Origin of the sequence: Streptomyces longispororuber (assembly GCF_014656095.1) — a bacterium.
Taxonomy (GTDB): Bacteria; Actinomycetota; Actinomycetes; order Streptomycetales; family Streptomycetaceae; genus Streptomyces; species Streptomyces longispororuber.
The window spans coordinates 1-12142 of record NZ_BNBT01000201.1; the positions used below are offsets into that span (position 1 = coordinate 1).

The window sequence follows — 12142 nt, forward strand, 5'->3', positions numbered from 1 at the left end:
AGCCCGTCCGGCGTTTGAGGACGAGCGCGTCAGCGCGATACGGGGGTCCAGGGGGCGGAGCCCCTTGGTTTCGGGAAGGGGCGGGATTGGGGAGCCACCCGCTAGGGCCCGGTGGTCACATGTCGGCCCTGGCTGTCGCCAGGAGCTCCTCCGCGTGGGCCCGCGCGGTCTGCGAGTCCTCCTGCCCGGCCAGCATCCGCGACAGCTCCCGAACCCGGTCCTCCCCCTCGAGCACCTGCACCCCGGACCGCGTCACGGACCCGTCGTGCGTCTTCTCCACGAGGAGCTGCCGGTCGGCGAACGCCGCCACCTGCGGCAGGTGGGTGACCACCACCACCTGCGCCGACTTGGCGAGCTTCGCCAGCCGCCGGCCGATCTCGACGGCCGCCTTGCCGCCGACCCCGGCGTCGACCTCGTCGAAGAGGTACGTCGGTACGGGGTCCGTGCCGGCGAAGACGACCTCCACGGCGAGCATGACGCGGGACAGCTCACCGCCGGAGGCGCCCTTGGCGATGGGCCGGGGCGGCGCGCCGGGGTGGGGCGCGAGGAGCAGTTCGACCTCGTCGACGCCGGCGGGCCCGTACGCGACGGTGCGCCCGTCGATCTCGACGCCGTCCGGGTCGTCGGTCTGCCGGACGTCGATGGTGACGCGCGCGTGCGGCATCGCGAGCGAGGCCAGCTCCTCGGTGACGGCGGCGGCGAACCGCGCCGCGGCCTCGACGCGGGCCTCGGTGAGCGCCCGGGCGAGCCCGGCGAGTTCGGCGCGCAGCGCGTCCCGCTCGGCGGTGAGCTCCTCCAGGCGGTCGTCGTCGCCCTCCAGCTCGGCGAGGCGCGCGGCCCCCGCCTCCGCCCAGGCGAGCACCGCGCCGACGTCCTCGCCGTACTTGCGGGTGAGCTGGGTGAGCGCCGCGCGCCGCTCCTCGACCGCGGCGAGCCGCAGCGGGTCGGCGTCGAGGTCGTCGGCGTACCCGGCGAGCTCCCCGGCCACGTCGGCGAGGAGGATGCCGATCTCGCCGATGCGCTCGGCGAGGGCGGCGAGGGCCGGGTCGTGGGAGCGTACGGCCTCCAGGGCCCGATGGGCGCCCGCGACGAGCGTGGAGGCGTCGACGCCCTCGGGGTCCTCGGGGTTGCCGGCGAGCGCCGCGTGCGCGGCGGTGGCGGCGGAGGCGAGCGCCTCCGCGTGGCCGAGCCGCTCGGCCTCGGCGGCCAGCTCGGTGTCCTCGCCGGGGCGGGGTTCGACGGCCGCGACCTCGTCGAGGCCGAAGCGGAGCATGTCGGCCTCCTGGGCCCGCTCCCGCGCGCGCGTGGTGATCTCGTCGAGCTCCGCGCTGACGGCCCGCAGCCGCCGGTAGGCCGCGGTGTACTTGGCCAGCGGCACGGCGACCGCGTCGCCCGCGTAGCGGTCGAGGGCGCCGCGCTGCCGGGCGGGCTTGAGCAGGCCCTGCTGGTCGCTCTGGCCGTGCACGGCGACGAGGTCGTCGGCCAGCTCGGCCAGGACGCCGACGGGGACGGACCGGCCGCCGAGGTGGGCGCGGGAGCGGCCCTCGGCGGATACGGTGCGGCTGACCAGGAGGGCGCCGTCGTCGAGTTCGGCGCCGGCCTCCTCGGCGCGCAGGGCCGCGGCGGCGCCCTCGGGTACGGTGATCCGCCCCTCCACGACCGCCGACTTGGCGCCGAGCCGCACCAGGGCGGGGTCGGCGCGGCCGCCGAGCAGCAGGCCGAGGCTCGTGACGACCATCGTCTTGCCCGCTCCGGTCTCGCCGGTCACGGCGGTGAAGCCGGGCGACAGCTCGACGACGGCGTCGTCGATGACTCCGAGCGACCGTATCCGCATCTCCTCCAACACGCACTAGACCTTACGAGGTCAGGGCGGCCCCGTGCGACGTGCCCTGGGGTCCGCGGGTGGCCGTTCGGTGAAGGCGCAGGTGGCGGAGGGCCCCGGAGTGCGGCTTGTCACCCGCCGGGGTGGGGGGCCAGCGCCCGCCCCGGCACCGTGCGACGGCCCCCGCGGCGGACGGCGTACGCCCGCCCCCGCGGCGGACGGCGTACGCCCCCCCGCGGGCGTCAGTGCGGCGCCCCCCGCCACCCGGAGACGGGCAGGGCGAACTTGGCGACGAGGCGGTCCGTGAACGACGCGTGGTGCAGCCGCGCGAGCCGCACCGGCACGGCGCCCCGCCGCACCTCCACCCGCGCCCCGTCGGGCAGTTCGAGGGTGCGCCGCCCGTCGCACCACAGCACCCCGTGCGGCGTGTGCGGCTGGACCTCGACGGCGAGGACGGAGTCCGGCGAGGTCACCAGCGGCTTGGCGAACAGGGCGTGGGCGCTGATCGGCACCATCAGGAGCGCCTCGACCTCGGGCCACACCACGGGCCCGCCCGCGGAGAACGCGTACGCCGTGGAGCCGGTCGGGGTGGCGCACACGATGCCGTCGCAGCCGAAGCCGGTCACCGGGCGCCCGTCGATCTCCAGGACGACTTCCAGGATCCGCTCGGCCGACATCTTCTGCACGGCGGCCTCGTTCAGGGCCCAGTCGCGGTGCACGACGTCGCCGTTGCTGTGCACGACGACGTCGACGGTCATGCGCTCCTCGACCTCGTACTCCTTGGTGACGACGCGGTCGACGACCTTGTCGAGGTCGTCCCGCTCGGCCTCGGCGAGGAACCCGACGCGGCCCAGGTTCACGCCGAGCATCGGCACGCCGGAGGCGCGGGCGAACTCGGCGCCGCGCAGCAGCGTCCCGTCACCGCCGAGGACGATGAGCAGCTCGCACCCGTCGAGGCAGGCGGGCTCGGCCTCCTTGACCAGCTCCACGGTGTCCGGCAGCGGCAGGTCCACGGCCTCCGCCTCCAGGACCCGTACGCCGATGCCGCTGCGCAGCAGGCCCTGCACGACGAGTTCGGCGCTGCGGACGGCCGCGGGCCGCCCGGTGTGCGCCAGGAGGAAAACAGTACGAGCTCGGGTCTGACTCAACGGGGCCCCTCCGCCACGGCTCGGTCGACGTCCGCCGGGTCCGGTTCCGGCGCCCCGGCGCGCAGCCACAGAAAGTACTCCACGTTGCCGGAGGGCCCCGGCAGCGGGCTCGCGGTCACGCCGCGCAGCCCGAGCCCGAGGTCCCACGCCTGCCGGGCCACGGCGCGCACGGCCTCGGCCCGCAGCTCGGGCGAGCGGACCACGCCGCCGCTGCCGAGCCGCTCCTTGCCGACCTCGAACTGCGGCTTGACCATCAGGACGAGGTCCGCGTCGGGGGCGGCGCAGCGCACCAGGGCGGGCAGCACGAGCCCGAGCGGGATGAAGGAGAGGTCGCCGACGACGAGGTCGACGGGGACGCCGTCGATGAGGTCGAGCGTCAGCTCGCGGACGTTCGTCCGGTCCTTGACGGTGACCCGGTCGTCGCTCTGCAGGGACCAGGCGAGCTGGCCGTAGCCGACGTCGACGGCGACGACGTGCGCGGCCCCGGCGCGCAGCAGCACGTCGGTGAAGCCGCCGGTGGAGGCGCCCGCGTCGAGCGCGCGCCGCCCCTCGACGACGAGACCCTCGGGCACGAAGGCCGCGAAGGCGCCCGCGAGCTTGTGGCCGCCGCGCGAGACGTAGTCGGGGTCGCCGTCGTCCTGGGCGACGACGATCGCGGCGGCCGTCTCGACCTGGGTCGCGGGTTTGGTCGCGACGGCCTTGCCGACACTCACGCGTCCGGCGGCGATCAGTTGGCTCGCGTGCTCGCGCGAGCGCGCCAGCTTCCGGCGCACCAGCTCTGCGTCGAGGCGGCGGCGTGCCACTCCTGCCACGTTCGGTTCAGCTCCTGTCGTACGTCTGCGGGGTTCCCGGCCGGGGCCCGGGAGGGCCCTGCGGTGCGTCCAGCGCGGTCAGCGCGGTGCGCAGGCCCCGGTGGACATCCTCGTACACCTCGACGTGGCCGTCCGTGGCGAGGTGGTCGGCGTCGCCGAGGCGGTCGAGGAGGGCGTCCACGTCCGCGTGCCCGGTGGGCTCGCGCGGCACGCCCAGGGGGGCGGGCGCGGCGGGCTCCGGCGGGGCGTCCCCGGCGGCGGACGGGGGCGGCGCCGCGGCTTTCGCCTCCTGTGCGACCTGGGGAGGCTCGGGGGACTCGGGCTCCGGGCCCGGCGTCGAGTCGCTCATGACACGACGCTACATCGAAGCCCTGGGGTACCGTCGATCACGATGGCGACCTTGGCTGAGTGCCGCAGCGCACTCGACACCCTCTCGGACAACCTCGCGGGCGCGGACGGCGACGTACGCGCCGCCGTGGCGCTCGACCGATCCCTGAGCTGCCACCTGACGGATCTGGACGTCACCTTCACCGGGCGGCTGCGGCAGGGCCGGATCGACGTCTTCGGCCACCACCCCGGGCCACCGCGGGAGAAGGCCGAGATCCGCCTCGCCCTGTCGGGCGACGACCTGGTCGCCATGGTGGACGGACGGCTGAACTTCGCCAAGGCGTGGGGCGCGGGCCGCGTCCGCCTGGACGCGGGCTTCCGCGACCTGCTGCGGCTCAGGAAGCTGCTGTAACAGGCGCCCGGGGCCCGGCCGACGGGCCGTGACGCCGGGCCCGGCGCCCGGTTCAGGAGGCCGCGGCCGTCCTGCGGGCGCGCCGGGCCGCCGGGACCACCAGGGGCGTGCCGGTCTCCGGGTCGTCGATGACCTGGCAGGGCAGGCCGAAGACGGCCTCCACCAGCTCGGCCGTGACGATGTCGGAGGGCGCGCCCTCGGCGAGGACCTCGCCGTCGCGCAGCGCGATGAGGTGCGTGGCGTAGCGGGCGGCGTGGTTGAGGTCGTGCAGGACGGCGACGAGCGTGCGGCCCCGCTCCTCGTGGAGTTCGGCGCACAGGTCGAGGACGTCGATCTGGTGCTGGATGTCGAGGTACGTGGTGGGCTCGTCGAGCAGCAGCAGCGGCGTCTCCTGGGCGAGCGCCATCGCGATCCACACCCGCTGGCGCTGGCCGCCGGAGAGCTCGTCCACGTACCGGTCGGCGAGCTCGGCCACGCCCGTGGACTCCATCGACTCGCGCACGATCCGCTCGTCGTCGGCCGACCACTGCCGCAGCAGGCCCTGGTGCGGGTAGCGGCCGCGAGCCACCAGGTCGCCGACGGTGATGCCGTCGGGCGCGATGGACGACTGCGGCAGCAGGCCGAGCGTGCGCGCGACCTTCTTCGCGGGCATGGCGTGGATGAGGTCGCCGTCCAGGAGTACGTGTCCGGCCGTCGGCTTGAGCATCCGCGACAGGGCGCGCAGCAGCGTGGACTTGCCGCAGGCGTTGGGGCCGACGATGACCGTGAAGGAGTGGTCGGGGATCTCCACGGAGAGGTTCTCCACGATGACGCGCTGGTCGTAGCCGAGGGTCACGTGGTCGGCGATGAGCCGGTTCACAGGGCACGCTCCTGGTGGCGGGGTGGTACGGGGGACGGGGCGGGGCGGGGCGTCGTGACCCGGGCGGCGGCCCGGCACGGGGCGGGGCCCGGTGTCATATCCGGCCGGCCTTGCGCTCGGTGACGAGCAGCCACAGCAGGTAGACGCCACCGAGCACCCCGGTGACGACGCCGACGGGGAGCTGGTCCGCGCCGAACACCCGCTGCGAGGCCCAGTCGGAGACGATCAGGAGGGTGGCGCCCATGCACATCGCGGGCAGCAGGTTCGGCCCCGGCGAGCGGGTCAGGCGGCGGGCGAGCTGCGGCGCGGTCAGCGCGACGAAGCTGACCGGTCCGGCGGCGGCGGTCGCGGCCGCGGTGAGCAGCACGGCGCAGCCCATCAGGACGACGCGGGTGCGCTCGACGGGCACGCCGAGCGCGTACGCGGCGTCGTCGCCCATCTCCAGCATGCGCAGCGGGCGGGCGTGCGCGACGACGAGGGGCAGCAGTACGACGCACAGCCAGAGCAGCGGCCAGACCTGCTCCCAGTCGCGGCCGGTGAGGGAGCCGGTCATCCACACGACGGCGCGCGCGGCGTCGACGAAGTCGGCCTTGGTGAGCAGATAGCCGTTCAGGGCGACGGCGAAGGCGTTCAGGCCGATGCCGACGAGGACGAAGCGGTAGCCGTGCACGCCCCGTTTCCAGGCGAGCACGTACATCGCGGCGCCGGTGACGAGGCCGCCGACGAGGGCCCCGCCCGCCACCTGCGCGGCGCTGCCGGAGAAGACGACGATCACCAGGAGCGCGCCCGCGGTGGCGCCCTGGCCGAGGCCGAGCACGTCGGGGCTGCCGAGCGGGTTGCGGGCGATGGACTGGAACAGCGCGCCGCCGAGCCCGAGGGCCGCGCCGACGAGCAGGCCGACGAGGACCCGCGGCAGGCGCAGCTCGTTGACGATGAAGTCCTGCCCGGCGTCGCCCTGGCCGAAGAGGGTGCGCACGACGTCGGCGGCGGGGATGTCGAAGTCGCCGGTGCCGATCAGGACGACGCCGCCGGCCAGCGCGGCGGCCACGAGCAGCGCCACGACCACGGCCGTGCGGACGTCGAGGCGGACGGAGAGGCCGCCCCGGGTGCGTATCGCCTTCACAGCTTGGCCATCCTCTGCCGTCGTACCAGGAAGATGAAGACCGGGGCGCCGATGGCCGCGGTGACGATGCCGACCTGGAGTTCGGCGGGGCGCGACACGACGCGCCCGAGCACGTCGGCGCCGAGCAACAGCACGGGCGACAGGAGCGCCGCGTACGGCAGGATCCAGCGCATGTCGGGACCGGTGAAGGAGCGCACGACGTGCGGCACCATCAGGCCGACGAACATGATGGGCCCGCAGGCGGCGGTCGCGGCCCCGCACAGCAGGGTCGCGGAGGCCATGGACAGCGCGCGGGTGCGCGTCAGGTGGGCGCCGAGGGCGCGGGCCGTGTCGTCGCCCATGGCGAGGGCGTTCAGCGGCCGGGCGAGGCCGAGCGCGAGCAGGATGCCGACCGCGAGGAAGGGCAGCACCTGCTGGATGGTGTCCGTCTTGGCCGAGGCCAGGGAGCCGACCGTCCAGAAGCGCATCTTGTCGAGCGCGGCGTTGTCCGTGATCATCACGGCCTGCAGATAGCCGGAGAGCGCGGCGGTCAGCGCCGTGCCGGCGAGCGCGAGCCGCACGGGTGTGGCGCTGCGGGTGCCGCCGAGCGTGTACACGAGTACACCGACGATCGCCGCCCCCGCGAAGGCGAACCACACGTAGCCGCTCAGCGAGGTGACGCCGAAGAAGCTGATGGCGGTGACGACGGCGGAGGACGCGCCCATGTTGATGCCGAGCAGGCCGGGGTCGGCCAGCGGGTTGCGGGTGAGCGCCTGCAGGACGGCGCCCGACAGGCCGAGCGCCGTACCGACGAGGAGGCCGAGCAGCGTGCGGGAGACCCGCTCGCCCACGACGACGTCGGCGTACGTCCCCGAGTCCTGGAACACGCCGTGCCACACCTGCCCCAGGGAGAGCTGTTTGGCGCCGACGGCGATGCTGGCGAGGACCACGGCCAGCAGCAGGACGGCGGAGAGCACGAGCCCGGCGCCGCGCAGGACGCGGCGGGCGGGCGGCGCGGGAGCGGTGTCCGCGCTCGGTTCGGGGGGACTGTCGACCAACACGCGGTTAGGTTAGCCTACCCTCCCATTGACCTCGGCCGACGTCCCTTGCGGCGACTCTCCAAGCTCCCCCAGCTCCCAGCCAGGGCCCCTCAAAGCCCCAGCCGGGACAGCGCCTTCCCCGCGTCCAGGTCGCAGACGCCCTCCCCGGCGTGCGCCCAGGCCGCCCCGCACAGCGCGCGGAGGCCGTCCACGGCGGCTCCCTCGCCCTCGACCACCAGCGCGTCTCCCCGCACCGCGGCGACCCACCCCCCGCAGGCGACGCCGCGCTCGGCGTCCACCACCTCGGGCTGCCCGGTGAGCAGGCCCCGCAGGTCGGCGTCGACGTACGTCGGCCGGTGCTCGGGCCGCGCGGCCAGGAGTTGCGCCCCGTCCGTCACGCCCGTGAGGACGAGCAGTGAGTCCACGCCGCCGTTGAAGGCACCCTCGATGTCCGTGTCGAGCCGGTCCCCGACCACGAGCGGCCGCTCGGCCCCGGTCCGCAGGATCGTCTCCCGGTGCATGGGGGGCAGCGGCTTGCCCGCCACCTGGGGCTCGGCGCCCGTGGCGATGCGCACGACCTCCACCGCGGCCCCGTTGCCCGGCGCGATCCCGCGGGCGCCGGGAATGGTCAGGTCGGTGTTGGACGCGAACCACGGCACGCCGCGCGCGATCGCGTAACAGGCCTCCGCGAACCGCCCCCACGGCAGGTCGGGGCCGCCGTACCCCTGCACCACCGCGTCCGGCGCGTCGTCCGCGGACTCGACGGGCTCCAGGCCCCGCTCACGCAGAGCGACCCGCAACCCCTCACCGCCGATGACCAACACCCGGGCGCCCTCCGGGAGTTGGTCGCTCATGAGTCGTGCCACGGCCTGCGCCGAGGTGATCACGTCCGACTCCTCGGCGGGGATGCCGAGTTCCGTGAGGTGCGCGGCCACCGCGTCCGGGGTGCGCAGCGCGTTGTTCGTCACGTACGCCAGCCGCATGCCGTCCGAGCGGGCCGTTTCCAGCGACTCCACGGCGTGGGCGATCGCATGCCCGCCCGCGTACACCACTCCGTCCAGGTCCAGCAGCGCCGTGTCGTAGGCCTCGTGCAGCGCGCGCGTACTGCCGTCGGGCCGGGTTCGGGCGCTCTGACCGCGGGTCTGGCTCATTACGTATCGCTCCTCGTGAGATCCACTACACCGATCATCGCGCATGTCATCGGCACACTTACGATGCACTAATGAACACAGCGGGTCACACGGACGTCCACGGCCTCGACCTGATCCCGTTCCGGGGTGTGCGCTACGACCCCGAGCGGGTCGGCGGTCTCGCCGCTGTGACCTCGCCCCCGTACGACGTCGTCGTCCGGCCCGACGGGCTCCTGGAGTTGGAGTCGTCCGACCCGCACAACATCGTCCGTCTCATCCTGCCGCAGGCCACCACCCAGGCCGCCCGCGACCAGCAGGCCGCCGACACCCTGCACGACTGGCTCAGCGAGGGCGTCCTCGCCCCGGACCCGCTGCCCGGCCTGTACGTGTACGAGCAGCACGACGGCGACATCCTGCAGCGCGGCATCATCGGGGCGCTGCGCCTGTCCGCGCCGGCGGACGGCGTGGTCCTGCCGCACGAGGACGTCATGCCGCACGTCGTCGAGGACCGCGCCGCCCTGATGCGCGCGACGGCGGCGAACCTCGAACCGCTGCTCCTCACCTACCGCGGCGACACCGAGGCGGGCGGCGCGACCGCCGCCATAGACCGCGCCGTGCACCACAAGCCGCTGCTCTCGACGACCACGGAGGACGGTTTCCACCACCGGCTGTGGGCGGTGACCGACCCGGCGGAGATCGCCGAGATCCGGTCAGATCTGGCCCGCCACCAGGCCCTCATCGCCGACGGCCACCACCGCTGGGCCACCTACCTGCGGCTGCGCGGCGAGCACGCGTCGCCGAGCCCCTGGGACTTCGGCCTGGTCCTGCTCGTGGACACGGCCCGCTATCCGCTGCGCGTCCGCGCCATCCACCGCTACCTCCACCGCCTCCCGGTCGCCGACGCCCTGGCGTCCCTGACCGGCTCCTTCCGCGTCCGCACGCTGGAGTGCGCGCTCCCGGAGGCCCTGGACGCGCTGGCCGCGGCCGCCGCGGAGGGCAACGCGTTCCTCCTCGCGGGAGACGGCGCCTTCCACCTCGTGGACCGCCCGTCGCCCGACCTGCTCGCCCGTACGGTCCCGGCCGACCGCCCGGAGGCCTGGCGCACCCTGGACGCCACGGTCCTGCACGCCACGCTTCTGGACCACGTCTGGCACATCCCGGACGCGCCCGAGCACATCGCGTACATCCACCACACGGAGGCGACGGTCGAGAAGGCCGAACGCGAGGGCGGCACGGCCGTCCTCATGCACCCCGTCCGCGAGGAGGTCGTCCGCGACCTGGCCCGCCAGGGCGTCACGATGCCCCGCAAGTCCACGTCCTTCGGCCCGAAGCCGGCCACGGGCGTGGTCCTGCGCGACCTGGCGTTCTGACGGACGGTACGCCGGTACGGCAGAGGGGCGGGGCTCCGTACGGAGCCCCGCCCCTGCGCTACCGGCGCCCTGCCGCTGTGGGCGTCAGTCGTCAGTCCTCGTCCCGCTCCCGGCCGTCGACGACATCCCCGCGACCGCCGTCACCGTCACCGTCGATGTCGCCACCGCCGTCCGTGGGCGTCCGCGGCTCGTCGTCCTCGTGCTCCACCGGTACGTCGTCGTCCGTGACCAGCGCGTCGACGAACTCGACGCCGTCCATCTCGGCGAGCCGGTCGGACGCGTCGGTGCTGCCGTCCTTGTCGGACTCGACGGCCTTGGCGAACCACTCCCGCGCCTCGTCCTCACGGCCGGCCGCGAGCAGCGCGTCGGCGTACGCGTACCGCAGCCGGGCCGTCCACGGCTGCACCGCGCTGGACGCCAACTCGGGGCTCTGGAGCGTGACGATGGCCGCGTCGAGCTGGCCCATGTCGCGCCGCGCCCCGGCGGCCACGAGCCGCATCTCGACCTGCTCGGCCTTGTCGAGCTTGTGCGTCTCGGGCGCCCCGGCCATGTCGAGGGCCTTCTCGGGCCGCCCGAGGCCGCGCTCGCAGTCCGCCATGACGGGCCACAGCTCCACCCCGCCGGACATGCGCCGCGCGGCCCGGAACTCGGCGAGCGCCTCGCCGTACTTCTGGTTCGCGTACGCCGCGAAGCCCGCGGCCTCGCGCACGGCGGCGACGCGCGACGCGAGCCGCAGGGCGACCTTCGCGTACCCGTAGGCCTGCTCGGGGTCCTCGTCGATGAGCCTGGCGATCATCACCAGGTTCTTGGCGACGTCGTCGGCGAGGCCCTTCGGCAGGCTCTGCAGCTCCTGCCGTACGTCCTTGTCGATCTCCTCGCCGGTGACGTCCTCCGGGATCGGCAGCCGCTTGATCGGCTCGCGGTCGCCGCGCTCCCGGTCACCGCGGTCGCGGTCGTCACGCCGGAAGCCGCCGCGGTCGTCGCGACCCCGGAAGCCGCCGCCCGGACGCCCACGGCTGTCGTCACGGCCCGGCCCACGGCCACGGAACCCGCCGCGGTTGTCGTCGCGACGGAAGCCGCCACGGTCGCCGCGGTCGCGGTCATCGCGGCGGTCGTCGCGGCGGAAGGCCGGCCGGTCGCCGTCGCGCCGGAACCCACGGTCGCCGCCACGGTCCCGGTCGTCACGACGGAAGGGAGGACGGTCACCGTCACGCCGGAAGCCACCCCGGTCACCGCGCTCGCCACGGTCACCACGGTCACGGTCGTCACGCCGGTCGTCGCGACGGAAGCCAGGGCGGTCCCCGTCGCGGCGGAAGCCTCCGCGGTCACCACGGTCGCGGTCATCACGCCGGTCGTCACGGCGGTCGTCGCGACGGAAGGTGGGCCGGTCGCCGTCACGGCGGAAGCCCCGGTCACGGTCGTCACGCCTGTCGTCGCGCCGTTCGTCACGCCTGTCATCGCGGCGGAAGCCGCCACGGTCGCCGCGATCACGGTCGTCACGGCGGAAGCCTCCGCGATCGCCGCGGTCGCGGTCGTCGCGGCGGTCGTCACGCCGATCGTCGCGACGGAAGCCGGGACGGTCCCCGTCGCGGCGGAAGCCACCGCGGTCACGGTCGTCACGGCCGCGGTCGTCACGGCCGCGGAAGCCACCGGCGCGGTTGTCGTCGCGGCGGAAGCCGCCCCGGTCGCCGCGGTCGCGGTCGTCACGGCGGTCGTCGCGACGGAACCCACCGCGGTCGCCACGGTCGCGGTCCCGGTCGTCGCGGCGGAAGCCGCCACGGTCACCACGGTCGCGGTCGTCGCGACGGAACCCACGGTCGTTGTCGCGGCGCGGTCCGCTGCGGAATCCGCCCCGGTCACCACCGTCCCGGCGGCGCTGGTCGCGCTCCGGACGCTCGTCGGGAGAGTTGGTGGACATCGGTGACTCCTAGTCTTCGGTACCGCAGTCATTCTGACGCAGCCGCGTGGTCTGCGCTCTTCGGCAAAACAAAAAGGACCCTTGGTCCCAGCGTGAACGCTGGGACCAAGGGTCCTCCAAAAATTGTTCGGCGGCGTCCTACTCTCCCACAGGGTCCCCCCTGCAGTACCATCGGCGCTGTAAGGCTTAGCTTCCGGGTTCG

General features: G+C 74.6%; 11 protein-coding genes and 1 rRNA gene. 2 read left to right on the forward strand and 10 right to left on the reverse strand.

The features are described from left to right. Positions 1-115: 115 nt before the first annotated feature. The 4 genes from recN to IE330_RS35220 all read right to left on the reverse strand — a co-directional run bounded on the left by recN (position 116) and on the right by IE330_RS35220 (position 4131). Positions 116-1834: a DNA repair protein RecN gene (recN, locus tag IE330_RS35205; protein WP_190140261.1), complete on the reverse strand. Its 1719-nt coding sequence runs from the start codon at positions 1832-1834 to the stop codon at positions 116-118. Positions 1835-2064: 230 nt separating this feature from the next. Further along, complete coding sequence (locus tag IE330_RS35210) at positions 2065-2970, reverse strand: NAD kinase (protein ID WP_190140251.1); 906 nt, start codon at positions 2968-2970, stop codon at positions 2065-2067. After that, positions 2967-3782, reverse strand: a complete 816-nt coding sequence (locus IE330_RS35215) for a TlyA family RNA methyltransferase (protein WP_190140252.1) — start codon at positions 3780-3782, stop codon at positions 2967-2969. Before IE330_RS35215 ends, IE330_RS35210 begins: the two co-directional genes overlap by 4 nt. A 7-nt stretch (positions 3783-3789) precedes the next feature. Then, positions 3790-4131, reverse strand: coding sequence for a hypothetical protein (locus IE330_RS35220; RefSeq protein ID WP_190140253.1), 342 nt, complete (start codon positions 4129-4131; stop codon positions 3790-3792). Between the two features lie 42 nt (positions 4132-4173). Here IE330_RS35220 and IE330_RS35225 point away from each other — a divergent pair, with 42 nt between their 5' ends. Continuing rightward, positions 4174-4521: an SCP2 sterol-binding domain-containing protein gene (locus tag IE330_RS35225; RefSeq protein ID WP_190140254.1), complete on the forward strand. Its 348-nt coding sequence runs from the start codon at positions 4174-4176 to the stop codon at positions 4519-4521. A 52-nt stretch (positions 4522-4573) separates the two neighbouring features. Here IE330_RS35225 and IE330_RS35230 read toward each other — a convergent pair whose 3' ends face one another. The 4 genes from IE330_RS35230 to IE330_RS35245 all read right to left on the reverse strand — a co-directional run bounded on the left by IE330_RS35230 (position 4574) and on the right by IE330_RS35245 (position 8673). Then, complete coding sequence (locus IE330_RS35230) at positions 4574-5380, reverse strand: ABC transporter ATP-binding protein (protein ID WP_190140255.1); 807 nt, start codon at positions 5378-5380, stop codon at positions 4574-4576. Between the two features lie 94 nt (positions 5381-5474). Then, positions 5475-6503: a FecCD family ABC transporter permease gene (locus IE330_RS35235; RefSeq protein ID WP_190140256.1), complete on the reverse strand. Its 1029-nt coding sequence runs from the start codon at positions 6501-6503 to the stop codon at positions 5475-5477. Next, on the reverse strand, positions 6500-7543 hold the full coding sequence (locus IE330_RS35240; RefSeq protein ID WP_190140257.1) for a FecCD family ABC transporter permease: 1044 nt from the start codon (positions 7541-7543) through the stop codon (positions 6500-6502). Before IE330_RS35240 ends, IE330_RS35235 begins: the two co-directional genes overlap by 4 nt. 89 nt (positions 7544-7632) lie before the next feature. Further along, positions 7633-8673 carry an HAD-IIA family hydrolase gene (locus IE330_RS35245; protein WP_190140258.1) on the reverse strand — a complete coding sequence of 347 codons (1041 nt, stop codon included), beginning with the start codon at positions 8671-8673 and terminating at the stop codon, positions 7633-7635. 71 nt (positions 8674-8744) lie between these two features. Between IE330_RS35245 and IE330_RS35250 the strand changes: the two genes are divergently transcribed. Continuing rightward, the gene (locus IE330_RS35250) at positions 8745-10022 is read left to right on the forward strand and encodes a DUF1015 family protein (protein WP_190140259.1); all 1278 of its coding nucleotides are present in this window, start codon (positions 8745-8747) and stop codon (positions 10020-10022) included. A 91-nt stretch (positions 10023-10113) separates the two neighbouring features. Here the strand turns inward: IE330_RS35250 and IE330_RS38605 are convergent, their stop codons facing one another. Continuing rightward, positions 10114-10926 carry a tetratricopeptide repeat protein gene (locus IE330_RS38605; RefSeq protein WP_229926148.1) on the reverse strand — a complete coding sequence of 271 codons (813 nt, stop codon included), beginning with the start codon at positions 10924-10926 and terminating at the stop codon, positions 10114-10116. 1139 nt (positions 10927-12065) lie between these two features. Beyond that, positions 12066-12142, reverse strand: a 5S ribosomal RNA gene (rrf, locus tag IE330_RS35260); the annotation flags it as partial.

Coding starts and splice junctions, on each gene's coding strand:
- recN (WP_190140261.1), bottom strand. CDS start 1,834: ATGCGGATACGGTCGCTCGGAGTCATCGACGACGCCGTCGTCGAGCTG.
- IE330_RS35250 (WP_190140259.1), top strand. CDS start 8,745: ATGAACACAGCGGGTCACACGGACGTCCACGGCCTCGACCTGATCCCG.
- IE330_RS35245 (WP_190140258.1), bottom strand. CDS start 8,673: ATGAGCCAGACCCGCGGTCAGAGCGCCCGAACCCGGCCCGACGGCAGT.
- IE330_RS35225 (WP_190140254.1), top strand. CDS start 4,174: ATGGCGACCTTGGCTGAGTGCCGCAGCGCACTCGACACCCTCTCGGAC.
- IE330_RS35220 (WP_190140253.1), bottom strand. CDS start 4,131: ATGAGCGACTCGACGCCGGGCCCGGAGCCCGAGTCCCCCGAGCCTCCC.